The organism is Pseudomonadota bacterium (assembly GCA_039033415.1).
GTDB lineage: Bacteria > Pseudomonadota > Gammaproteobacteria > Xanthomonadales > SZUA-38 > JANQOZ01.
The window spans coordinates 15,406-38,959 of sequence record JBCCCR010000008.1 but is presented as its reverse complement, the minus strand read 5'-3'; the positions used below and the strand labels follow the sequence as shown (position 1 = coordinate 38,959).

Below are 23,554 nucleotides of genomic sequence, written 5' to 3'. Positions count from 1 at the left end.
GTCAGCGCTGTCGCCGGGTCTTAAACGGCAGCAGGAACTGCACCCAGGCCTGCCGAAAGCGCCGCAGCGACAGGCTTTCGTGCATCACCTGCTGATCGCCAGCGGCGATCATGGAGCGCGTGTAAAAAGGGGTGTCTTCCAGCATTTTTACCGACGTCACCGGCTGGGCCAGATGCACCTCGCCATCCATTCCGTAGAGTCCGCGCCTGAGGCGTTGCGCCGGAGCGATGTCCCGCGGACTGATATTGCCCTGCGGATCGATCGCCAGCGCCAGATAGCTGGCCTCGCTGTTGCGGGGAGTCGCGTTATAGGTCAACAGAGTCTCTTCAGCCTGATGGCTGCGGCTCCAGTTCCACACCTCAAACCCCTCATGCAGCGGTTCCGCGCCCTGGTTGGTGTCGAAGTAGCCTGAACCGCGCCACTGCCAGTCGGGATGATCAAACTGGACGGTGACATCACACGAAGGCGCAAAAGGCCACCACTGATGGCGCTCGTGAGGATCCAGATGAATCTGCGCCTGGTCAGGGTCGGTCGTGAAGCGCGGATTGACTGTTATCCGCCCTTGCACCTGCTGGGGGATCGGAACGCCACGCTCCCGGATTTCGATGTCGAGATGTGTGCCATTCCAGCGGAGGCTGGAATCGTGCAGCTGAAAGTGATCGTCGCCGCGGCTGATCAATCCACGAGGCTTTTCCGTGAGTACCCATCGCTTGCCGGCGCTTCGATAAAGCGCCGCGTTGATGGCACAGTAGTCCATCGGATCGGCCTCGACCCGCCGACAGGCACGCGCATAGTAGGGCGAAAAGACGCTGCCGACAAAAGCGATGATGACCAGATGCTCGCGGCCGTCGCTGCTGCTGGCGTCCACGTACCACCACTGATAGCCGCGTCGCGGTACCGGGCGGGAGAAAACCGGAAAAACGGACATAAACGGTGCGAGTTGACGCTGCTTGACCAGGTGTCTATTCTACATGACACTCACAAGTGTCAATAACAATTAACTACTGACGGTGCGCCCATGGATCCAACCGCAATCATCAACGCGTCGCTCGAGCAGGTGCTGGCTAACGCCAGCGACGAATGCTGTCCGCCCCGATTTCTCGAGGCGCTGAATTATGCGGTGATGCCAGGTGGCGCGAGAGTTCGGCCGAAGCTGACGCTGGCGGTCGCCAAGGCGTGCGATGCGGATGATCCGGCAACGGTGGCTTCAGCCGCCTGTGCGGTTGAGATGATCCACTGTGCATCGCTGGTCCATGATGACCTGCCGTGCTTTGACGATGCCGCGACCCGGCGCGGCAAACCGTCAGTCCACATGGCCTACGGACAACGTCTCGCCGTGCTGGCGGGTGACGCGCTGATTGTGATGGCGTTCGAAACGCTGGCGCGCGGTGCAGCCAACCATCCGGAACGGCTGCCAGCGCTTGTCGGCGTGCTGGCTTCATCGGTTGGTGCTCCGTGCGGGATCGCCGCCGGCCAGGCCTGGGAGTGTGAGCCTGAGGCGCCGCTGGGTCGCTATCAGCGGCAGAAAACCGGTTCGCTGTTTGTCGCAGCAACGGCCCTGGGTGCGGCAGCCGCCGGCGTTGAGGCAGAGCCCTGGGAAATGCTGGGCCGGCGGATGGGTGAAGCGTATCAGGTGGCGGACGACATTCTTGACGTGACAGCCGACCCGGAAGAGATCGGGAAGCCGATCGGCCGTGACAGCGACCTTCACCGGCCCAACTCGGTGCTCGAGCGAGGCATGAGTGCCTCGGAAGAGCGCCTCAAGCGGCTGGTGACCGAGGCGATGGATTCGATTCCCGCCTGTCCGGGTGAGGAGAAGCTGCGGGGCTTGATCGAGGTCGAAGCGCGCGCGTTTATCGACCATGCGCTGATGCGCAGCGCTGCTGCCTGAGCTCGGATATACCGACCGTTCCATTCGACTCGCGACTCCGGTGGGCCGCATAAAAGAGTAGGGTCACCTGGTCCTGATAGCGTCGCTGCAAAAATCCTGGATCAATTGGCGCAACCGTCGCCTGTCTGATCCGGCTTTCCACAGCCGCGTCGGCGCGATGCGCTTGCTGCGTCCTCTGGTCCGCCAGCGCGCCAGCGCGCTGTTTGATCTGGTCGCAGGATTTGTCTACTCCCAAACGCTGCAGGCGTGTGTCCAGCTTGAGCTGTTTGAGATCCTTCGAGACGGCCCGTTAAGCGGCGTGCAGCTGGTCGACCGCGTCCAGCTACCGGCGCCCGCGCTGCTGGCCTTGCTCGATGCGGCCGCCGCCACCGGCCTGGTTCAGCGTGTTGGCGATGAGTTTGCCTTGGGGCCCCAGGGCGCGGTGCTGCTGGCCAATCCCTCCCTGCTGGCGATGATCCGGCACCACGAACACTTCTATCGTGACCTGTCTGATCCGCTCGCCATGCTGCGCGGTGAGGTCAAGGCGGAGCTCGCTGCCTACTGGCCCTACGCTGCCGGGGACGTGTCCTCGGACGCCGCTCAGCGCTATTCCGATCTGATGTCTCAGTCTCAGATTATGGTGGCGGAGCAGGTCGTCGCTGCGTATGACTTTGGCCTGCACCGCTGCCTCCTGGATATCGGCGGCGGCGACGGCACCTTTTTGTCCGAGGTGGGTGAGCATTTTCCTGCTCTGGACCTCAAGCTGTTTGATTTGCCACCCGTTGCGGAGCTGGCGCGGCGCAAGCTGGCTGAGGATGACAGCCGCATTGAGGCTTTTGGCGGCAGCTTTGCCGACGATCCGCTGCCGGAAGGCGCGGATCTTGTGTCGCTGATTCGGATCGTACACGACCATGACGACCCGACGGTGATGGCACTTTTTCGGCGCATTTTTGACTATCTGCCGCCCGGCGGGCGCCTGTTGATCGCTGAGCCCATGGCCGAAACGACCGGCGCTCGAGCCATCGCGGGTGCCTACTTCTCGCTCTATTTCAAAGCGATGGGCAGCGGCCGTCCGAGGTCGTTAAAGGAGCTGCGCGGTTTCCTGGAGCGCGTTGGATTTGTGCTGTTTGAGCACCACCCGACGGCACTGCCGCTCATGGCCAGCGTGGTGACGGTTCAGAAGCCGAGTCCGCCGCCCGAAATTGACGGCGAAGGTAACGTAACAAAAAGTTGACAGTGTCATTAGTCAGCGTAAACTGACACTTCTCATGAGTTCCTTACTCCATACTTCCGCCGAAAAGTCTCTGCCGGATTCGGACGTGACTTCCCTGGCGGTTGTCATGAACGCCCCAGGAAGCCTGGATTTACAGCGGATTGCGCTCCGTCAGCCCGAGACTGACGAGGTGCTTGTGGCGGTCGAATACAGTGGTATCAGCACCGGCACCGAGCGCCTGCTGTGGGACGGCACCATGCCGAACTTTCCCGGCATGGGTTATCCGCTGGTTCCGGGTTACGAGTCGGTCGGTCGCATCGTCGACGCCGGCGACGCGTGCCGCGAGCGCATCGGTCAGCGGGTTTTTGTTTCCGGCGCGTCGTGTTTTGGCGAGATTCGCGGTCTGTTTGGTGGCGCCGCGTCTCGCCTGTTGGTGGATCAATCCAAGGCGCTTGAAATCCAGCCGGGGCTGGACGAAACGGGCACCCTGATGGCGCTTGCTGCCACCGCCGTTCATGCCATCTACTGCGCGCCCGACGGTAAACCCGTCTGGCCCGAGCTGATCATCGGCCACGGCGTACTCGGGCGACTGCTCGCCCGCGCGACGATCGCCTGCGGTGGCCCGGCGCCGACCGTGTGGGAGCTCAACGCTGACCGCATGACCGGCGACGAGGGCTATCCCGTCATTCAGCCGGACAGCGACGCCCGCCGCGATTACCAGCGCGTCTTTGACGTCAGCGGCGACAGCGCCATTCTGGATAAGGTCATGTTCAACCTGGCCCCGCTGGGTGAGGTGGTGCTCGCCGGTTTTTATTCCGCGCCCGTGACCTTCAACTTTGCCCCCGCGTTTATGCGAGAAGCGCGTATTCGGATTGCCGCGCAGTGGCAGCCCCAGGATCTCCAGCGCGTGCGTCAGCTTGTGGAAGACGGCGCGCTGAATCTGGACCAGCTGATCACCCACCACGCAACCCCTGATGACGCAGCCACGGCCTATCAAACGGCTTTTGCCGAGCCGACCTGCCTGAAAATGATTCTGGACTGGAGAAATCTTCAATGAGTGCCAGCAACAAACCGGTAACCCCATCTGTCGATCTAACCCAGCCCGTGCACGCACGACTGCGCGACGAAGCGGCCATTGAGCCCGACCCGGTGCCGACGGGAGAGCCCGCCAAAGAAACGCAGATTATTGCGATCTATGGGAAAGGTGGGATCGGCAAGAGCTTCACGCTCTCGAACCTCTCTTACATGATGGCCCAGCAGGGGAAGAAGGTCCTGCTGATCGGCTGTGATCCGAAAAGTGACACCACATCCCTGCTGTTTGGCGGGCGCAGCTGCCCGACCATTATCGAAACTTCCTCCGCCAAAAAGGCCGCCGGCGAGCCGGTTGAAATCGGCGACGTGTGTTTTACTCGCGACGGCGTTTACGCCATGGAGCTGGGCGGGCCTGAGGTAGGCCGAGGCTGCGGCGGCCGAGGCATCATCCACGGCTTCGAGCTGATGGAGAAGCTCGGTTTTCACGAGTGGGATTTTGACTACGTGCTGCTCGATTTTCTCGGCGACGTGGTGTGCGGAGGCTTTGGCCTGCCGATCGCTCGCGACATGTGCCAGAAAGTGATTGTCGTCGGCTCCAATGATCTCCAGTCGCTCTACGTGGCCAACAACGTCTGCTCGGCGGTGGAGTACTTCCGCAAGCTCGGCGGCAACGTGGGCGTTGCCGGCATGGCCATCAATAAAGACGACGGCACCGGCGAAGCCCAGGCCTTTGCTGAAGCGGTCGGGATCCCGGTGCTCGCGGCCATTCCCGCTGACGAAGACATTCGCCGCAAAAGCGCGAACTACGAAATTATTGGCAAGCCCGGGGGTCCCTGGGCGCCGCTGTTCGAAGAGCTTGCGGTCAACGTCGCCGAGGCGCCGCCCCGTCAGCCGAAGCCGCTGGATCAGGATGGTCTGCTGGGGCTGTTCAGCAGTGAAGAAACGGGCCGCGATGTGGTCCTGCAGCCCGCCACGGCGGCGGACATGATGGGCGGAGAGATCAAATCGAAGCCCTCTCTGGAAGTGGTTTACGACAACGTTTGACGATGACCCAGAAAACTCCGATGACCGAATCTCAGAGTAACGACGCGCAGGCGGCTGGCGGCTGTCATGCGGGCGGCGAGCTCAAGAAGGCGGCGGAAGCTGCCGGCAAGAGCGAGATCCTCGAGCAGTACGCTGCGGACTACCCCGTCGGTCCGCACGATCAGCCGCAAAGCATGTGTCCAGCCTTCGGATCGCTGCGGGTGGGCCTGCGGATGCGGCGGACGGCCACCATCCTGTCCGGCTCGGCCTGCTGTGTCTACGGTCTGACGTTCACCTCACACTTTTACGGGGCCCGTCGCAGCGTCGGCTACGTCCCGTTCAACTCCGAAACGCTGGTCACCGGAAAGCTGTTTGAAGATATCCGTGACGCGGTCTACCAGATGGCGGATCCGGAGCATTACGACGCCGTGGTGATCACCAACCTCTGCGTCCCCACCGCCTCTGGCGTTCCGCTGCAGATGCTGCCCGAGCAGATCAACGGGGTCCGAATCATCGGCATCGACGTACCGGGTTTTGGGGTTCCGACCCATGCCGAAGCCAAAGATATCCTCGCCGGCGCGATGCTGAAATACGCGCGTGCCGAAGTCGAGGCAGGCCCCGTGCAGGCGCCAGCCCAGAAATCTGACGGCCGGCCGACGGTCACGCTGCTGGGTGAAATGTTCCCGGCTGACCCGATGTCGATCGGCGGTCTGCTGGAGCCACTCGGCCTGGCGGCAGGTCCGGTGGTGCCGACACGCGAATGGCGCGAGCTTTACGGTGCGCTGGACGGCACCGCTGTTGCGGCCATCCATCCTTTTTACACCGCGAGCATCCGCGAGTTCGAAGCAGCGGGTCGGCCGATTGTGGGCTCAGCGCCGGTGGGCCACGACGCCACCGAGCAGTGGCTGGAAAAGATCGGTGCGGCCTGCAACGTCAGCGCGGAGCTGATTGGAAAAGCCAAAGCACAATTCCTGCCGGCCCTGAAGGGCGCTATCGCCGGTGCACCGATCAAGGGTCGCATCACGCTTTCCGGTTACGAGGGTTCGGAGCTGCTGGTGGGCCGCCTGCTGATGGAGTGCGGCGCGGACTTAAGGTACGTCGGCACGGCGTGTCCCAAAACCGCCTGGTCGAATGACGATCGGGAGTGGCTCGAAGCTCGGGGCGTCCACGTCGAATACCGGGCATCGCTCGAGCAGGACGTTGCGGCCATGAAAGAGTTCCAGCCAGATCTGGCTATCGGTACCACGCCAGTGGTGCAGAAAGCCAAAGAGCTGGCGGTACCGGGCCTCTACTTCACCAACCTGATTTCTGCCAGGCCGCTCATGGGTATGCCCGGCCCGGCATCCCTGGCGCAGGTGATCAACGGCGCTATGGGCCAGGCGGAGCGGATGGGCCAGATGAAAGCGTTCTTTGAAGGCGTCGGCCAGGGCGATACGGCGGGTATCTATTCCGATACGCCGAAAGCACCGCCCAAAAAACGGTCGCGCGGCGCCATCCACGGACCCAAATCCCGGGATAAGTCCAAGAATCCCGTCGCCAGTTCGGTGGTCGCCTGATGTTGGTCCAGGATCATGACCGCGCCGGCGGCTACTGGGGCAGCGTCTACGTCTTTTCGGCAATCAAGGGTCTGCAGGTGATCATCGACGGTCCCGTGGGCTGCGAGAATCTGCCGGTGACGTCGGTGTTGCACTATACCGACGCGCTGCCGCCGCACGAGCTGCCGATCACCGTCACGGGGCTGGCCGAAGAGGAGCTGGGTCAGCACGGTACCGAGGGTGCCATGCGCCGGGCCCACGAGACGCTCGACCCCGATCAACCCTCCGTGGTTGTCACCGGTTCCATCGCCGAGATGATCGGCGGCGGCGTGACGCCGGAAGGCACTAACATCAAACGCTTTCTGCCACGCACGATCGACGAGGATCAGTGGCAGAGCGCCGACCGTGCGATGTCGTGGTTATGGTCGGAGTTTGGACCCAAGAAGGGTCGCATCAAGGCAGCGCGCAAACCCAAAGAGGGTGAGAAGCCGAAGGTCAACATCATCGGCCCGAGCTACGGCTACTTCAACATGCCGTCCGACCTTGCCGAGATCCGACGCCTGGTAGAGGGTATCGGTGCTGAGGTAAACCTGGAATTCCCGCTCGGCAGCCACCTGAGCGACGTGCCCAAGCTGATGGACGCGCAGGTCAACATCTGCATGTACCGTGAGTACGGGCGCATCCTCTGTGAACAGCTCGAACGGCCCTATCTGCAGGCACCCATCGGCCTCAACAGCACTACCGCATTCCTGCGGGAGCTGGGCAAGCTGCTGGAGGTCGACCCCGAGCCGTTTATCGAACGCGAGAAGCACACCACCATCAAGCCGCTGTGGGACCTCTGGCGTTCTGTGACCCAGGACTTTTTTGCCACCGCCAGCTTTGCGATTGTGGCGAACGAAACACACGTCCGCGGCATCGAAAACTTCCTCTGTAACGATTTGGGTTTGCCGTGCACCCTGGCTGCTTCCCGGAAGCCCGGCATAAAGCCGGAAAACCAGAGTGTCCGCCAGGCCCTGACGAGCAACCCACCGCTCGTGCTGTTCGGCAGCTACAACGAGCGGATGTATCTGGCCGAGGTTGGTGCCGGTACGCAGTTTATTCCGGCATCGTTTCCCGGCGCGATCATCCGCCGACACACCGGCACCCCGTTCATGGGTTACAGCGGCGCAACCTACCTGGTCCAGGAGGTGTGCAACGCCCTGTTCGATGCCCTGTTCCACATTCTCCCGCTTGGAACGGATCTCGATCAGGTCGACAAGACCCCCGCCAGGCTGGAGGAGGCGTTGCCCTGGGATGAAGAGGCTCGCCGCCGGCTGGATGAAATTGTCGAGGCCCGACCGGTGCTAGTGCGGATCTCTGCCGCCAAGAAGGTCCGGGACGCCGCTGAGCAAGCGGCTCGCCTAGGGCAATGCGACACCGTTGACGTGGCCTGCGTTGAGCAGGCAGCAAAAGAAACCGCGAATTGAACACCGCGAAATCAAACGAGGATTTCACCATGGACCTTGCGACTCACCATAACAGCAACAGCCATGCACCGCGGCGTAACGAGGCGCTGATCGGCAAACTGATTTTTGCCGTGAGCTTCACGTTGCTGCTCCCGGTGGCTCTGGTTGCGGCCGCCACCGGCTGGCGCTGGCAGCCCTGGGCGCCCGGCGCGCGCGGCTATCGACCGGTGTTCAGCGAAACGCGGCTGAAAGCCATCACCATTACGGCGATGGTGTTTTCCGCCTGAAGGGGTTTCGTGGCGGTCGCAGGTAATGCGCCGCCGCTACAGGATTCGCCTTGGTCTCCGTCCGGGCGATGTTCCCTGCCGTACGGGAGTTGTACGGTAACGGCCGTCAGGCCACCAAGTCATAAGGAAGAAAACTATGGCTGATTTCGGAGAAACGGGGGGCTCGATGTCGGGCTTTACCCCAAATGAAGCACAGGAATTCCATCGGCTGTTCATGGTGGGATTTGTTGTGTTTACGGTGGTTGCAATCGTTGCTCACTTCCTAGTGTGGCAATGGCGCCCATGGTTCCCTGGACCGGAAGGCTATGCATCACTTTCTGACGGCGTTAACGCCGTCGCCCAAAGCGTCTTAGCGCGCTTGACATAAGGAGACTAAAACATGTGGCGTGTATGGATGATGTTCGATCCGCGCAGAGCACTTGTTGCTGTTGCGGTCTTCTTATTTACGCTGGCAATTTTTATCCATTTCGTCGTTCTGAGCACAGATCGGTTTAACTGGATTGAAGGACCCAGTGGGGCAAACGCTACTACGGAGTTCGCTACAGAAGCGCTGGTTTCCGCAACCCGCGAGGATCTGTCGCATATCTCCGTTGTGTAGCTGGCCGCAGCTCGCGGCCCGATGCACCGGGCCGCGGGCTGCAGCCATTATTGGTGTCTGTACGACAGTGATTGTCACGCCGAATTTGGAGGTTAAGAGCTGATGGCGATGCTCAGTTTTGAAAGGAAATACCGGGTGCGCGGCGGCACCTTGTTGGGGGGCGACCTGTTCGATTTCTGGATGGGGCCGTGTTATGTCGGTTTTTTTGGTGTGACCACGATGTTTTTTGCCCTGCTCGGCTCGGCAATGATTTTCTATGGCGCCGCACTGGGCGACACCTGGAACCCTTGGTTAATCAACATCAAGCCACCAGACGTGAGCTATGGCTTGGGTCTGGCACCACTGAATGACGGTGGGATCTGGCAGGTGGTCACCATCTGTGCGCTGGGGGCGTTCATCTCCTGGGCGCTCAGGGAGGTCGAAATCTGCCGTAAACTCGGGATGGGCTACCACGTGCCGTTTACGTTCGGCATGGCCATCTTTGCCTACGCAACGCTGGTGGTGTTCCGGCCGATTCTGATGGGTGCCTGGGGCTATGGATTCCCTTACGGCATCATGAGTCATCTCGACTGGGTGTCCGCGGTGGGCTATTCACACATCGCCTTCCACTACAACCCGGCTCATATGATTGCCATCACCTTCTTCTTCACCACCACGCTGGCGCTGGCCATGCACGGCGGCCTGATTCTGTCGGCGGCCAATCCCGGCAAAGGACAGCTGTCCAAGGGCTCTGAGCACGAGAACAGCTACTTCCGTGACGCGATCGGCTACTCGGTTGGGTCTCTGGGCATTCATCGGCTGGGCCTGTTCCTGGCGCTGAATGCGGGCTTCTGGAGCGCGGTGTGCATGATCATCAGCGGCCCGGCCTGGACCAAAGGCTGGCCACTGTGGTGGGAGTGGTGGCGGCAGCTGCCGATCTGGGGCTGAGGGGACGTTAAGCCATGGAATATCAAAATATCTTTTCGCGCGTTCAGGTCACTGCTGGCGGTGAAGCCAGCGTCGGGCCCGACAAAGACTGGCCCCGCACCGGCATGTTCGATAGCTGGCTGCTGGGCACCTTCGGCGATGCCCAGGTGGGTCCGTTCTACCTCGGCTGGCTGGCTTTGGCCTCGCTCTTCAGCGGCTTTATCGCTTTTGAGATCATCGGTCTCAACATGCTGGCTCAGGTCGATTGGAACCCCATTGAGTTTGTCAGGCAACTGTTCTGGCTCTCGCTGGATCCGCCGACCGCTGAGCATGGACTCGGGTTAGCGCCGCTGGAAGAAGGCGGCTGGTGGCAGCTGGCCGGTCTGTTCCTGACCGTGTCAATCCTGCTCTGGTGGCTGCGCATGTACCTGCGGGCAAAGGTGCTGGGAATGGGTACCCACATCGCCTGGGCGTTTGCTTCGGCTATCTGGCTGTACCTGGTGCTGGGTTTCCTGCGACCGCTGGCCATGGGCGACTTCTCCGAAGCGGTGCCGTTTGGCATCTTCCCGCACCTGGACTGGACGCAGAACTTTTCGCTGAAGTACGGCAATCTGTTCTACAACCCGTTCCACATGCTGTCCATTGCCTTCCTCTACGGATCAACGCTGCTGTTTGCCATGCATGGCGCAACCATCCTGGCGACCGACCGCTTCGGTGCTCATAAAGAGGTGGAGCAGATCTTCGACCGCGGTACGGGTGCTGAACGCGGCGCGCTGTTCTGGCGCTGGACGATGGGCTTCAACGCTTCAATCGAGTCCATCCATCGCTGGGCCTTGTGGTTTGCCATTCTCTGCACGTTGACCGGCGGCATCGGGATTATCCTCTCCGGGACGGTGGTCGATAACTGGTACCTGTGGGCCATGGAACATGGCATCGCGCCGAATCCCAACCCGTAAGAAGCAAGACTGACCAGAGTGCTATATATCCGTTTCGTTCGAGAGCAAGGAAAGGGCCCAAGCGGGCCCTTTTCTTTTGCTGACTTTGGGATGCTTCGATAAGCCGGCTAACGTTCAGCGCACCAAGCGTCGCTCTCGACCAGATCGCTGACGCTTGTAGGGCGCGAGAGTGCTGAGCTGCAGCCAATGAGGAAAGCTGTTTTTCAGCTCTTTGGGTCCCGCGAGCTTGATACGGCCTGACCGGATTTCTTTTCGCAGGTTGCGAAACCCTCGCCAGGTTTCGATGAACCGGCGCAGGTCAGCGCGAACCAGCAAATCAACCTCCAGGCCCGGATCTCTGAGGCACATCTGCACGGTGTCAGCCTGCTTTACCAGCCAGAAGCGATCCAGCTGTTCCGGGCTACCCGAAAAACGAAACTCCATGACGGTCTGACCGGGCGGCATCACTGAGGTGTCGAGCCTCAAGTGCATGCTCCACGCCAGGAATGCTGGGTCGAGATCATCGGTGGTCATGTCTCGAGCCCAGCGTTGCCCCCAGACTGCCATCTGCATCACGATCTCCTCGAGCTCTTCGCCGCTTGGGGTGAGGAGATAGCGGTAGCGATCGCGACCGCGTTCTTTTTGTCGCTTTACGAGGCCAGCGTTTTCCAGCTCCGCGAGACGCTTGGTCAGCAGCGTGGGTGACATCCGCGGCAGGCCGCGATGAATTTCATTGAAGCGGGTGCACCCATCGATGAGCCGGCTGATCACCAGAATCGTCCACCGCTGAGAAAGTATTTCCGCCGCCAGCGCCAAGGGGCAGTACTGCCCATATCCCTTGTTCATGAGACGATTTTCTAGGGCGTCGGCTGCCAGTGCAACTACAGAAACAGTAGTGGAAAAACGCGGCGCGGCAATCTAGGTTGAAGGACCAAGCATCCAGAGGCTCGGCAATCATGAGGAACATCATCATCAGCCTATGGCTGACCTTCGTGCTCGCGACCGCCTGCAGCGTGAGAGGAACCACCAAACCGACACCCCTGACGTCGGAGCCTGTGGTGCGCTGGAATCAGCTGGTGATGGAGACCGCCGAAGCGGAAGACGGGTTCCTCACGCTCAAAGGCCTTCGTACCGCAACGCTGATGCATCTGGCTATCCATGATGCGCTGAGCAACATTCAGCCGCGCTTCCAGCCGTATCGGCTCAATCATCCGGAACCGGAGGCCGACCCCCTCTCGGCCTTAACCCAAGCCGCCTTTGCGCTGGCCCGCTCACAGTACCCGGACCAAGTGCAGCGTTGGTCGACCGAACGCGAACGGTGGCTGGCGGATGTGCCTCAGGGCCGCGCCCGGACGCTTGGCCTTGAGCTCGGCGATCGGGCGGCGGCAGCCATCCTGGCCGCGAGGGCCGGTGATGGTTGGGACGGCGAGGCGGAATACCGCTGGCACCCGATGGCGCCCGGCGTTTATGCCGAGTTCTCCGACCACAGCGGCACGCCGGAAGGGTTCGTATTCGGGGCCGGTTGGGCGGAAGCAGAGCCTTTTGCCATAAACGCACCCGCGAGCCTACGGGTGCCGCCGCCGCCAGCGATTGACGGGCCGGCCTATGCTGAAGCCTTCGACGAGGTGAAGCGGGTCGGGCGGGATCTGAGCGATGAACGAAGTCCCGATCAGACGCATTTGGCGCTCTGGTGGAAGGATTTCGCTGAGAACTCCCACAATCGGCTGGCTCGCCGACTGACCCTCGAGCGGGGCCTGACCGGCGTAACGGCTAACCGCCTCTTTGCGCTGCTGAACGTGGCCGTCTTCGACGCCTACGTCAGCTCGTTTAACAACAAATTTTTCTACAATCACTGGCGACCCTACACGGCGATACGCTGGGCGGAAAATGACGGTAATCCGGCGACTAGCGCGGACCCCGACTGGAACAATACCCATGGCCACACTTACGCATTTCCCTCCTACCCGTCAGCTCACGGCACCGCGTGCGCGGCAGCGATGAGTGCGCTGGCAGAAACGTTTGGGGACGATATGGCGTTCACTATGATCACCGCAGAGGTGGACATGGCTGGACCTCTATCCGGTAAGCGCCCGATGGAACCTCCGGGTCGTCAATTCAACAGCTTCTCCGAGGCGGCCATGGAATGCGCCCTATCACGGGTCTACCTGGGGATTCACTTTCGCTATGACTCGATCGAAGGCAACCGTCTGGGCCATCAGGTAGGCGAGCAGGTGCTGCAGACGCTGCTCTTGCCTATGAGCGGGAGCGACGAGTTGCAAGGCCCACATAAAAACCCCGGACGTTGAGCCCGGGGTCTTCCTTGCGAGTTAGGCGAGCGGGTAGCAGCCCGCCAGACCGGCTGGAGTCAGCCGCCGACGGTGAACGTACCGCGCATCACAGCCCAGTGTCCTGGGAACGTGCAGATGTACGAGTAGGTGCCTGACAGGCCTTCCAGCGAAAAGCTGATGCTTGCCGACTCGCCGCCGCCAATCAGCTTGGTAGCAGCAATAATGCGATCGTCATCGGGCACGTAGTTGCCGGTGGGGCCCACCGCCATCGAGGCGTTTGCGACCGAATCGATGGCGTCCGTGGGCAGCAGGACCCAGTTGTGGCCCATGGCCTCTTTGGGAAACTGACCGGTATGGGTGAGGGTCACGGTCACCGCGTCGCAGCCCGCCGGGGCGGCCAATTCGTTGGTGCTGTAGGCGATCGTGTCGCCCGCCTCGATGTCCAGGGTGCAGCCAGCCGCGACGTTGGCAACCTCTTCAGCTTTGCCCATCACGCCCGCCGCAGCCCCGGCGGCCGCGCCGGCAGCTGCATCGCCGGCATCGCTGGCCATGTCTTTGGCTTCGTCCATGGCGTCACCGGCCATGTCCTTGGCTTCGTCCATCGCGGCGCCGGCCATGTCTTTGGCTTCGTTTATCGCATCGTCAGCCATATCCATGGCGGCATCGCCGGCGTCTTCGGCCATCCCAGCCGCGGCATCGCCAGCATCGCTCATGGCGTCCATCGCATCGCCGGCCATGTCGGTGGCCGCATCACCGGCTTCGCTGGCCATATCGGCTGCAGCGTCGGCGCCGTCCTCGACCGCGTCAGCCACCTCGGCCGCCGCTTCCTCAACGCTGTCGGCCGCTTTCTCAGCCATGGAACCGCTGCCGGAACTGCCATCATCACCACCACAGGCGGTCAGTGCCAGCGTCAGCAGCGTGGCCAGCAGGATCAGAAAAAAGTTTTGACGCTTCATAGGGGAGTCTCCGTGAGAAGATGTGTGTCTACGTAAACAGCCGCCATTCTAACAAAGAATGTTTGAGGTCCAACGCTCGGCCGTTTTATCGTTGGGGCCAGCTTCGACCGGCTAGTCTTCCGCTGCTCCCGGCCAGTCCAGCACGCCGCAAAGCTGCTCCAGCAGGGCCCGAAACTCCAGCGAAAAGAGCGCGAATCTCGCGTCCAGTTCCTCAAGCGCCGTTTCGGATCGGATGTCACTCAGCTGGCTTTGCACCTGATCCAACGCCTTAACCCGCAGCAGCGAAAGCTCTTCGGTCACGCTGAAGCTCAGCCGCTCCTGCCAGACCAGGCCGAGCCTAAAGGCCTGCATACCCTGCTCCACGTGACGCCGGATATCCGATCGCTCAAGCTCCTGGCGTCGGCAGCGGATGGTGGCGCTGGCGTCGCGTTCGTCGCGCAGATCACACTCTTCTCCGAGCGTGAAGCCCTGGGGTGCGTCGCCGCTCTGGAGCCAGGCGGTGAGCTTGCGGCAGATAGCGGGTTTGGCGTCGGGTGCGGTGATGGTGATACCGGTCACGTTCATGCGCAGCAGCCCCAGCAGATCCTCGGCGATTTTACGGCTGGCGGTGTCCACCACCAGCCAGCCATCCTCGAGGTCGAGAAAGGCATCCACGTGTCTCGGTTTGACGAACGCGCGCGGCAGAAGGTCCATCAGCACCTCGTCTTTGACGCGGAGTTTCTCAGCGCGGGCGGCCCGCTGCCCGGTCTTTTTTTCAGCTTCGAGCAGCCGCTGACTGACCGCCTCTTTTATGACGGCGGGAGGCAGGACTTTCTCCTCGATCCCGAAACGAAACAGCGCGCAGCGGCCGACGATGTGGGTTAGCACGTCGGAATCTCGTCCGTAGGGTGAGACCCAGCCGGCAGAGCCGGGCTCGAGCCGGCCACAGGGGCTGAGGACGCCGGCCGAGAGCTGTTCGGCGAGCTGTTCGGGCGCCAGACCCGGCAAACGGGCGGCGTAGATACTGAGGTTGGAAAACACCGGATGGCCTTTCGTGGAAAGCGGCTATTTCAGCAGAAAAGGCGCTTGTGCGGTAATATCTTGTCATGCCGTTTTCCAACCGGGCCCCTAGGGGTCTGCGCCGTAGAAACCTCCGGGCTGCGCTGGCCCTGATGATCAGCGTTGCGGTCCCCGCACTCGCCCAGAACGCCTACCCGCCAAGCTGTTTTGAGCCAGGCCCGCTGCCGACGCTTGCCAACAGCTACGTAGAGGGCACCATCCTTTTCGAATATTCAGCCGTCTTGCCTGACGCCACCGCGCCGCGAGGCATTTCGGTCCCCGTGCAGATCCGGTCATGGCGGGTACCCTGCCATACCAACGGCTCCGCGCTGCTGATCGAAATCACGCCTCAGGGTGGCCTGCCGCTCGCGCCCCTGGTCGACCTGGTCCAGAACGATGTCCAGGTGCCGGTGCGGGTCGCCTCGGAGGCCAACACGCTGACCCAGGACGACTCGGGTCGGCAGCTGATACAGAGCCCGGACGCTGCCCAGGGTCCCGGGCTGCGCCTGGTGGTGGAGTCCAGCCCGGCCACCGACAACGCCGGGATCGATTTTGACGATGAGCTGACCCTGATCATCCAGGACGTCCAGTTTCGCCGAACGCTGGACTATCCCGCCTACAGCCCGGCCGAATACGGTGTGCCGACGTTTCAGCAGATTTCGGCCCGCCACGCCGGCAGCTGGTTTAATCGCGTCCGAGACGGTGAAGGTGTGATCGTCGAGGTTAGTGAAGGGCCCGAGGGCCGGGCGCTGGTCGTGAGCTGGTACACGTACCTGGCCGGTCGCCAGCAGTGGCTCATCGGCAGCGCCCCGCTGCCGGCCGGTGCCCGCGAGCTGACGATACCCGTGATTCGCACCAGCGGTGCCGATTTTGGTCCGGCCTTTGACCGCAACGACGTGCAGCGGGAATCGTGGGGTTCGGTGACGCTTCGCTTTCTCGACTGCCAGCAGCTGGAGTTCAGCTACGACGGTGCGGACGGCACCGGAACGATCCAGCTTCAGAGATTAACTAGCGTATCGGGTCTGCGTTGCTGAGATCGGATTCTGCCGCTTCCTGTCCGGGCATCAGCCAGTCTCCGGCATTGTCGTTGGCCTCCAGCGCCGCAAAGTCGAACAACGTCCGGTCGGCCAGCTGTGACGGGGCGACGTTGCCGATGGCGCCGAAGATGCTCTCGATGCGTCCGGGATGAATGCGCGCCCAGTCCTTTAGCATCAGCTTGATGGCCTGGCGCTGCATGTTGGGCTGGGTGCCGCACAGGTTGCAGGGAATGATCGGGAAGTTGCGCCCGGCGGCGTACGCCTCGATATCGGTCTCCCGGCAGTAGGCCAGGGGTCGAATCACGATGTGGCGGCCGTCATCCGACTTGAGCTTCGGCGGCATGGCTTTCAGTGATCCGCCAAAAAACAGATTGAGGAACAGCGTTTCAATAATGTCATCCCGGTGATGGCCCAGCGCAATCTTGGTGATGCCGTTCTGACTGGCCCACGTGTACAGAGCCCCCCGCCGCAGCCGGGAACACAGGCCGCAAAACGTCTTGCCATCGGGCACCACCGACAGCACCGTGCTGTAGGTGTCCTGCTCGATGATGTGAAAAGGGATCCCCAGTTCACCCAGATAGTCGGGCAGCACGTGCTCAGGAAAACCCGGCTGCTTCTGATCCAGGTTGACCGCAATCAGCTCAAATGACACCGGCGCCTTCTTCTGCAGCGCAAGCAGCATGTCGAGCAGCGTGTAAGAATCTTTGCCGCCGGAAAGACACACCATGACCCGGTCGCCGTCACCGATCATCTGGTAGTCCATGATCGCTTTACCCGTGGCGCGGCGCAGGCGCTGCTGGAGCTTGCCCTGCTGGTATCTTGCTTTGCGTTCGGTGGTGGTCAAGGTGGTTTTCCCGGATGGTGAGGGCATCGATCAGACGGCACGGCGGGCCTTCGTAGACAAGGCCTGGGTGCGCGTATATGGTAGCGACAGCATGCCTGATGGGGAACCGCCCAAATGAGATTCAGTATCCTGCTGCTGCTGGCGCTTGTCGGATGCAGCGCACCGGCGACACGCACCGAGCTCAGCACCGACACCGCAAAACAAGGCGCCGTTATCGGCGTGCTGCCGATCAATATGCAGCAGAAGTTAGAGGCCCGGGTCGACGACAACCCCATCGGCTTTGCGGGGACGGCCGGCCGGCTGGCAGTCTTCAAGGGTGAACAGACTCGTCAGAAGCGGCTGGTTGAGGCGCTGACTGAGGCGGACTTCGCCTACCGCGAGGAGGTGGACCGGCGCCTGCGCGAGGCGTTCGTCGAGTCGCGGCTGAACCTCAAGGAAATCGAGTTCAAGCGAACGATCGATAACGTGTTGGGTGAGGTGGCGCCGGGTCGCTTCGAACGCCGGCCGCCGAAAAACGAGCCGGTCGATTTCCTGCTGGACGTCTACATCGATGTCGTCGGGTACATCGCGCCGTCGATCAACCAGGATTACCTGCCGACGCTCCACGTCGGCGCCCGCCTGCTGGATGCCAAAACGCTGGACGAGGTCTATCTGACCCGGGTTGAGTACAACCCGCTGGATGCCGACGAGGCGACGATCACGCTGGATGCCGACAGCTCCTATGCCTTTAAAGACACTGAGGCAATGCTGGCAGAAAAAGATCGCGCTGCCGAGGGGCTTGCCAAAGCCATGGATGCCGTCGCTGAGCAGCTCCGCGCCGATATGATGGCGCTGGCTGCGCCCGAAGGTGGCTGAAACCGATCATACGTTGGCGGGGCGACTGTCGGAGCTGAGGCTGGAACATCGCGCACTGGATCAGGCCATCGAGTCTATGGGTCAGACCGGCGCTGATGAGCTCAACATTCGCCGCCTGAAGAAACGCAAGCTCAAGCTGCGCGATCAGATCACGATTCTGGAAAGCCAGCTGATCCCCGATATCGACGCCTAGGCCGCCATCTCCTCTACCGGCTTAGGAGCCGGCGAGAGACGCCAGATGTTGTGCCTGACCTCTTTGCTCAGGACCGTCTTGGCGTCTCGGATCACAATTTCTAGCGCCTCGTTGAACACCAGCTTGCCGTCCTCGGAGGTGGTGAGCACACCCTCGCGGCGCAGGATCCGGATGAAGTTTCTGAACAGGGCCTTGTCGAAGAATTCGGGCGTTTCGAAAGCGACTGTAACAGCCAGGCGTTTGGCGGTGTGGTGACACTGGTTCTCCAGCTCCGAGGCCGTCATCGTGCCCGGGCCGTTTTTCACCAGCAGCGCGACAGTGATGTAGAAGCGCTCCAGCGAGGAGAAGATCGGCTGGCTGAGCATCGAGAGCTGCAGCGCCTGCAGCGTTTCGCCGCGAACCCGCTGCAGCACGTCCGGCTGCTCGGAGGCCACCAGCAGGCCTAGCTGGCGAAACTGTGCCAAACACTTGTCGCACGCTTCTAAAAACTCTTCGCCGGTCCAGGGCAGGAACAGCTCGTCTTTAAGGAACGGGTAGAGCACGCGCGCCATGCGCTCAAAGTCCTCCCGCCGAAAGCTCATGTTGTTGCGAAATACGCAGGCGCACCAGGAGTAAAGGGCCACTGCGTGCAGCGAATTATTACGAAAGTACGACAGCAGCCAGGCGTTCTTTTCGCTGCAGACCACCATGTCGCCGAGGCTATCGCTGCGCCGCTCGACCAGCCCGAATTGATCGCAGTATTCGATCACCTCTCGGCCGGTGAGGTCGGTCACCGCAGCGTGAGGCGACAGCGGCAGACGAATCAGCAGCTCGCGCAGCAGATCGATCTGGGATTCCAGGTCATCGACCGCCATCGCGTTACGCGGACTCGAAAGCAGCGCGATGGCCAGCAGGTTCATCGGATTGACCACCGCGGCGGAGTTGATCCGGCGCATGATGCGATCGCCAAGCTGGTCGACGGCGCCGGCGAGCCAGGGCGGTCGCTGGTCGTCGGTGGGAATCAGCTCGCGCCACTGCGGCTCCTGCTGGTCGAGGTGGTCGGCCAGCAGCACCGGTTTACCGTAGCTCACATGCATCTGCCCGAACTTCTTCTTGAGGATCGAGAAGGAGCGGATAAGCCCGGATAAGGTCTCTTTCTTCTTGCGTCCGCCTGACAGCTCGCCCAGATAGGAGTCGCCTTCAACCAGCTGCTCATAGCCGAAATATACCGGCACAAAAACCACCGGGCGCTCCTGGTGGCGCAGGTAGCTTCGAACCGTCATCGACAGCATGCCGGTGCGGGGCTTGAGCAGCCGCCCGGTGCGGCTGCGGGTACCCTCGATGAAATACTCGAGCGACACACCGCGCGAAAAGATGGTGTCCAGGTACTCGGTGAAGACGGTGGAGTAGAGCGCGTTCGCCCGAAAGCTCCGGCGCAGATAAAAAGCACCGCAGCGGCGGATCACGGAGCCGACCACGGGCATGTTCAGATTCACGCCGGCGGCGATATGCGGCACCGCAAAGCCCGAGTGGTAAACCAGATACGACACCAGCAGATAGTCGATATGACTACGGTGGCAGGGCACGTAAATGATCTCTGCCCCCGGCGGTACCTCATCCAGATGCTGTTCGTTGTGGACGTGAACGCCGTCATAAATCCGATTCCAGAACCAGCCGAGCAGCCGTGACATGATCAGGATCATGGTGTGCGAATAGTCGGCGGCAATTTCCCTCGCGTAGCCCGCCGCACGGCGGCGCACGCGTCGGATCGGCTGGCTGTTTTTATCGGCTTCCGTACGGATCGCGTCGCGCACCTTGCGGGTGCGCAGAATTTGATCGAGCGCGGTGCGACGGTGGGACAGGTCGGGTCCCACCACGGCGGTCCGCCGCCGGCGAAAGTGCACTCGCAGCAGCCGCGAGATCTTTCTGACGGTTCGGGGGCGGCCGAGATTTTCGTCCAGCGCCTCGCGCAGCTCGATAGGCTGTGAAAACTGGAGCAGCGTGTTGCGACCGTGGAGCAGCAGCGCCAGGAGACGGCGAAGCCGGCCCGCGACGGTCCAGTTTTCCGAAAACAGGATACGGAAGAATCCGGTTTCCTTATCCGGCCGACGACCGAGGAAAATCGACACGGGGACCAGCTGCAGATCCAGGTCTGGCCGAGCCTCCAGCACCCGGGTCATGGCGTTGAGCTCCTGCAGATGCGGCCGCCAGTCGGGTCGTCGGAACAACAGGCCTCGCAGAGTCTGCAGACCGATCACCCGTCGATCGGACGGCTGCTCGTTTTCCAGGTCCAGTGGGTCGAGCGGGAGCGGCAGGCCACGATCCCGACACGCTTTCTGCAAAATCAGCAGGTTTGACAGCGCGTCCGACTCAATCACGTAACAGATCGGTCGATCCGGGTCGATGGCCGGCTCCCGCGGCATGACCTTTTCTTTCACCAGGGCGCGCAGCAGTCGGCCGAACAGGGAGTCCGACAAGCGCGCGGAAGAACGTCTGGGTGTGAGGTGGGTCGCCATGCAGAGCGGTGCTGTGGTGGACAACCATTTTCAGCGATCGGCGGGCGCTTCGCAAACCGCCCCGGTCCTTAGAGCCAGGGGCCACGTACACATTCAAAATAATGTGCGGGCCCTGTAACCGAATCTCACGCTGAGCGTATCCCTTTCACACAGGCTGAGGATTCACCATGAAAAAAATGATTACCGGCGCTTTTTGCGCCCTGCTGACTGTTTCAACGCTGGCGCTGGCGCAGTCGCGCCATCCCGGAAAAATCGACTTCGCAACGCTGGCAGGCTTTGATGAAACGAATGTGACCGTCGATATCCAGATCGGCGGCTGGCTGCTGAGCTGGGCCCAGGCGGCGGCCGAAGGGGACGAGGATCTCGAGGTGCTTAGCAAGGTCGAAAGCGTCCGGGTTAAGGTCTTTGAGGTGAGCCAGCGGCGTGACTACCAGGCTCAGGCCAACCGCGTTGTTCGCGACCTTATGGGTGAGGGATGGGAGCGTTTCGCCAAGGTTATCGAGCCCGACAGCTGGGTCCATGTCCTGGTCAAGGGCAGCGAGGACATGCTGGAAGGCATTACCGTCATCGCGATGGACGATGAAGCGGAGGCGGTGCTGGTTAACATCGCCGGCCAGCTCGACCCGGAGGACGTGGCGGCACTCCTGGATGACGAGGACCTGGTCAACGTCGATCTGGACCTGGACTGGGACGCCTGAGCGACCCTGTAGACATCGGACACAAAAAACCCCGGCCTTCGCCGGGGCAGTAATGGATGGCCCGAAGGCTATCCCCTCCGATTCCCTTCGTTTATTGGTTTTCGGGTATTTTATATATTTTTGAGTGGCTTACAATCATTTTCTGAGAAAATACTTAGAAAAACACTCTAAGTAAGCTGAAAATCCCAATATTTCCGTGATCCTTTTCGGATTCGCGGACAAAAACGCCACCAACAGCCCTGGCCAGCCGCAAAAATTTCCCGCATTTGGCTCTGGGTCCCGCCAAAGAGTGGTAATTTGCCGGTCTGATGCCGCCACCGCGGGATGCGGGACTCATTTCTTCTACCTCCTCGACCGACAGCTACGCCGAATGTCGCTTCCTCGTTTTCGTCTGCCTGGTTACCGGCGACTTTGCGTCCGTGCGCTCGTTTGAGCCGGGGGCTCGATGACGCTCGAGCTCCTCGCTATCGCAGGTGGCCTGCTGGTGCTCATGGCGTCCGCCAGCTGGTTTGTCGAAGGCGCTGCGGCCACCGCCAGCCACGCCGGTATGTCGCCGCTGCTGATCGGGATGCTGATCGTCGGCTTTGGCACCTCAGCCCCGGAGATTGTGGTGTCCGTTCAGTCAGCCCTGGACGGTACGCCGGCTTTGGCTCTCGGCAACGCCATGGGGTCCAACGTCGCGAACATCGGTCTCATCCTGGGGCTGGTGGCGCTGCTCAAACCGATCAGCGTCGAGTCAAAGGTGCTGCGACAGGAGCTCCCGTTTCTTTTGCTGGTCACGGGTCTCCTCGGCTGGATGCTCCACAGCGGTACGCTTAGTCGCCTCGACGGGCTGCTGCTGCTCGGGGTTTTTGGCGCTTTTCTCGGCTGGTCGGTGTACGCCAGCAGCAAGCTGCGCACGGTGGACGCGTTGGGTCTAGAGGTGCGGGAGGAGATCACCAGCCGTCTGCTGCCGCTCAGGCAGGCGCTGCTCAAGCTGTCGGTGGGTCTGATGCTGCTGATCGTCAGCGCCCGGTTCCTGGTTTGGGGCGCGGTGGGTGTCGCCACCGGTCTGGGCGTCAGTGAACTGGTGATCGGCCTGACGGTGGTCGCTGTTGGCACCTCTCTGCCTGAACTGGCGGCTTCTTTGGTGGCGGTCAGAAAAAACGAGCACGAGATTGCGCTGGGCAACGTGCTCGGATCGAATCTGTTTAACTCGCTGGTGGTGGTCGGCCTGGCCGGCAGCATCGCCCCGGTGCCGGTTTCGCCAGCTGTGCTGGACCGCGACCTCCCGACCATGCTGGTGATGACGGTTGCGCTGCTGGTGTTCGGCTATCGCCGCGGTGGCGGCGGTCGAATCAATCGGTTTGAGGGGGCGGCGCTGCTCGCCGGCTACCTGGCTTACCTGGGATGGTTGACGGCGAAGGCCGTCGAAGCGGTCTCGTAGAGCCGTTTTGCGAGCATCGGACCGTGTCAGGGTGAATCGAACACTGAGTGGATTGTCTCCACGATGGCGCTGGCAGCACCCCGAGGGTCGTCGGCGGCTCGGATGGGCCTGCCGATGACCAGGTAGTCAGCGCCATTGCGCAACGCCTGCGCCACGTCGACGGTGCGCTGCTGGTCGTCGGTGTTGGCCACCGGCCGAATGCCGGGGCAAACAACCAGCAGCTTGTGGTCGAGGTTCTCGCGCAGTCGCGTGGCCTCAAGCCCCGAGGACACCACGCCGGCGCAGCCGGCCTCCAGCGCGCGGCGAGCCCGGGACAGCACCAGGTCTTCGACACTGCAGCTGAACCCCAGGTCGTCGAGATCACCGCGGTCCAGGCTGGTCAGGGCGGTCACACCCAGAACCTTCAGCGAATCGGCCGCCTCCGCTGCGGCCCGCAGCATGGCGTCGTTGCCATGCACGGTGGTGAGGTCGATGGGGTATTGGTTCAGCTGCCGGACCGCGCCGGCAACGGTTGCCGGAATATCGAATAGCTTGAGGTCGACAAAAATTTTCTTGTCGCGGCTGCAGAGCTCTTCCAGTACCGGAAAGAAGCTGCCGCTCAGAAAAAACTCAAGCCCAAGTTTGTAGAAACGTACCGCGTCTCCAAGCTGGTCTACGAGCGCTAAAGCGTCGCTGCGATGGGGCACATCGAGGGCAAAAATCAGGCGCTCCGCCGGGTCGATGAGCTTGCTCGAACGATAGTCAGGATCGGTCATGGCACGGAGTGTGCCACAGCCCAGCCGCGCTGGATGAATCTTTTTGTGCCCTAGCGCGGTCTATGGATAAAGCCCCGATGATCCTGGGCCGACGTTAGAGACAGGGGTAGTGGCCCTGCCAGCTA

Annotated in this window: 24 protein-coding genes; 17 read left to right on the top strand and 7 right to left on the bottom strand. The window is 61.7% G+C overall.

The window, feature by feature from the left end:
- Position 1 precedes the first annotated feature (1 nt).
- Complete coding sequence (locus AAF358_08170) at positions 2–928, bottom strand: carotenoid 1,2-hydratase (protein ID MEM7705510.1); 927 nt, start codon at positions 926–928, stop codon at positions 2–4.
- Between the two features lie 90 nt (positions 929–1,018).
- On the opposite strand from AAF358_08170, the gene AAF358_08165 reads away from it, so the two are divergent.
- From AAF358_08165 to pufM, 11 genes are all read left to right on the top strand, one after another.
- Complete coding sequence (locus AAF358_08165) at positions 1,019–1,891, top strand: polyprenyl synthetase family protein (protein MEM7705509.1); 873 nt, start codon at positions 1,019–1,021, stop codon at positions 1,889–1,891.
- A 157-nt stretch (positions 1,892–2,048) separates the two neighbouring features.
- Positions 2,049–3,104 carry a methyltransferase gene (locus tag AAF358_08160; protein ID MEM7705508.1) on the top strand — a complete coding sequence of 352 codons (1,056 nt, stop codon included), beginning with the start codon at positions 2,049–2,051 and terminating at the stop codon, positions 3,102–3,104.
- Between the two features lie 34 nt (positions 3,105–3,138).
- Positions 3,139–4,140: a chlorophyll synthesis pathway protein BchC gene (gene bchC / locus AAF358_08155; GenBank protein MEM7705507.1), complete on the top strand. Its 1,002-nt coding sequence runs from the start codon at positions 3,139–3,141 to the stop codon at positions 4,138–4,140.
- Complete coding sequence (locus tag AAF358_08150; protein MEM7705506.1) at positions 4,137–5,159, top strand: chlorophyllide a reductase iron protein subunit X; 1,023 nt, start codon at positions 4,137–4,139, stop codon at positions 5,157–5,159. Before bchC ends, AAF358_08150 begins: the two co-directional genes overlap by 4 nt.
- Positions 5,160–5,179: 20 nt before the next feature.
- The gene (gene bchY, locus AAF358_08145) at positions 5,180–6,694 is read left to right on the top strand and encodes a chlorophyllide a reductase subunit Y (protein ID MEM7705505.1); all 1,515 of its coding nucleotides are present in this window, start codon (positions 5,180–5,182) and stop codon (positions 6,692–6,694) included.
- Positions 6,694–8,139 (top strand): chlorophyllide a reductase subunit Z, encoded by a 1,446-nt coding sequence (bchZ, locus tag AAF358_08140; protein ID MEM7705504.1) that lies wholly within the window; start codon positions 6,694–6,696, stop codon positions 8,137–8,139. Before bchY ends, bchZ begins: the two co-directional genes overlap by 1 nt.
- Positions 8,140–8,168: 29 nt before the next feature.
- Entirely contained in the window at positions 8,169–8,405 is a 237-nt protein-coding gene (locus AAF358_08135) for a hypothetical protein (protein ID MEM7705503.1), read from the top strand.
- 136 nt (positions 8,406–8,541) lie between these two features.
- Positions 8,542–8,772 (top strand): light-harvesting antenna LH1, beta subunit, encoded by a 231-nt coding sequence (gene pufB / locus AAF358_08130; GenBank protein ID MEM7705502.1) that lies wholly within the window; start codon positions 8,542–8,544, stop codon positions 8,770–8,772.
- 12 nt (positions 8,773–8,784) lie between these two features.
- Entirely contained in the window at positions 8,785–9,003 is a 219-nt protein-coding gene (gene pufA / locus AAF358_08125) for a light-harvesting antenna LH1, alpha subunit (protein ID MEM7705501.1), read from the top strand.
- Between the two features lie 102 nt (positions 9,004–9,105).
- Positions 9,106–9,930, top strand: coding sequence for a photosynthetic reaction center subunit L (gene pufL, locus AAF358_08120; protein ID MEM7705500.1), 825 nt, complete (start codon positions 9,106–9,108; stop codon positions 9,928–9,930).
- Positions 9,931–9,944: 14 nt separating this feature from the next.
- Positions 9,945–10,865 (top strand): photosynthetic reaction center subunit M, encoded by a 921-nt coding sequence (gene pufM, locus AAF358_08115; protein MEM7705499.1) that lies wholly within the window; start codon positions 9,945–9,947, stop codon positions 10,863–10,865.
- A 114-nt stretch (positions 10,866–10,979) separates the two neighbouring features.
- Here pufM and AAF358_08110 read toward each other — a convergent pair whose 3' ends face one another.
- Positions 10,980–11,690, bottom strand: coding sequence for a helix-turn-helix domain-containing protein (locus tag AAF358_08110; protein ID MEM7705498.1), 711 nt, complete (start codon positions 11,688–11,690; stop codon positions 10,980–10,982).
- Positions 11,691–11,800: 110 nt separating this feature from the next.
- Here AAF358_08110 and AAF358_08105 point away from each other — a divergent pair, with 110 nt between their 5' ends.
- Entirely contained in the window at positions 11,801–13,150 is a 1,350-nt protein-coding gene (locus AAF358_08105) for a vanadium-dependent haloperoxidase (GenBank protein ID MEM7705497.1), read from the top strand.
- Positions 13,151–13,209: 59 nt separating this feature from the next.
- Here AAF358_08105 and azu read toward each other — a convergent pair whose 3' ends face one another.
- Positions 13,210–14,088, bottom strand: coding sequence for an azurin (gene azu, locus AAF358_08100; protein ID MEM7705496.1), 879 nt, complete (start codon positions 14,086–14,088; stop codon positions 13,210–13,212).
- Between the two features lie 111 nt (positions 14,089–14,199).
- The gene (locus AAF358_08095) at positions 14,200–15,108 is read right to left on the bottom strand and encodes a recombination-associated protein RdgC (protein MEM7705495.1); all 909 of its coding nucleotides are present in this window, start codon (positions 15,106–15,108) and stop codon (positions 14,200–14,202) included.
- A gap of 65 nt (positions 15,109–15,173) precedes the next feature.
- Between AAF358_08095 and AAF358_08090 the strand changes: the two genes are divergently transcribed.
- Positions 15,174–16,160, top strand: a complete 987-nt coding sequence (locus AAF358_08090; protein MEM7705494.1) for a hypothetical protein — start codon at positions 15,174–15,176, stop codon at positions 16,158–16,160.
- Here the strand turns inward: AAF358_08090 and ttcA are convergent.
- Positions 16,135–17,007, bottom strand: coding sequence for a tRNA 2-thiocytidine(32) synthetase TtcA (gene ttcA, locus AAF358_08085; GenBank protein ID MEM7705493.1), 873 nt, complete (start codon positions 17,005–17,007; stop codon positions 16,135–16,137). The genes AAF358_08090 and ttcA overlap by 26 nt on opposite strands.
- A 114-nt stretch (positions 17,008–17,121) precedes the next feature.
- Here ttcA and AAF358_08080 point away from each other — a divergent pair, with 114 nt between their 5' ends.
- Together AAF358_08080 and AAF358_08075 are read left to right on the top strand one after the other, a co-directional pair.
- A complete protein-coding gene (locus AAF358_08080) occupies positions 17,122–17,862 on the top strand; it encodes a hypothetical protein (GenBank protein ID MEM7705492.1) in 741 nt (246 codons plus the stop codon).
- Positions 17,855–18,055, top strand: coding sequence for a DUF465 domain-containing protein (locus AAF358_08075; protein ID MEM7705491.1), 201 nt, complete (start codon positions 17,855–17,857; stop codon positions 18,053–18,055). The genes AAF358_08080 and AAF358_08075 overlap by 8 nt, the downstream gene beginning before the upstream one ends.
- Here AAF358_08075 and plsB read toward each other — a convergent pair.
- The gene (plsB, locus tag AAF358_08070; GenBank protein MEM7705490.1) at positions 18,052–20,550 is read right to left on the bottom strand and encodes a glycerol-3-phosphate 1-O-acyltransferase PlsB; all 2,499 of its coding nucleotides are present in this window, start codon (positions 20,548–20,550) and stop codon (positions 18,052–18,054) included. The genes AAF358_08075 and plsB overlap by 4 nt on opposite strands.
- A 167-nt stretch (positions 20,551–20,717) precedes the next feature.
- Between plsB and AAF358_08065 the strand changes: the two genes are divergently transcribed.
- Together AAF358_08065 and AAF358_08060 are read left to right on the top strand one after the other, a co-directional pair.
- Positions 20,718–21,248: a DUF4252 domain-containing protein gene (locus AAF358_08065; protein MEM7705489.1), complete on the top strand. Its 531-nt coding sequence runs from the start codon at positions 20,718–20,720 to the stop codon at positions 21,246–21,248.
- Between the two features lie 445 nt (positions 21,249–21,693).
- Positions 21,694–22,674: a calcium/sodium antiporter gene (locus tag AAF358_08060; GenBank protein MEM7705488.1), complete on the top strand. Its 981-nt coding sequence runs from the start codon at positions 21,694–21,696 to the stop codon at positions 22,672–22,674.
- A gap of 26 nt (positions 22,675–22,700) precedes the next feature.
- On the opposite strand, the gene pyrF is transcribed toward AAF358_08060, so the two are convergent.
- A complete protein-coding gene (gene pyrF / locus AAF358_08055; protein MEM7705487.1) occupies positions 22,701–23,429 on the bottom strand; it encodes an orotidine-5'-phosphate decarboxylase in 729 nt (242 codons plus the stop codon).
- Positions 23,430–23,554 lie beyond the last annotated feature (125 nt).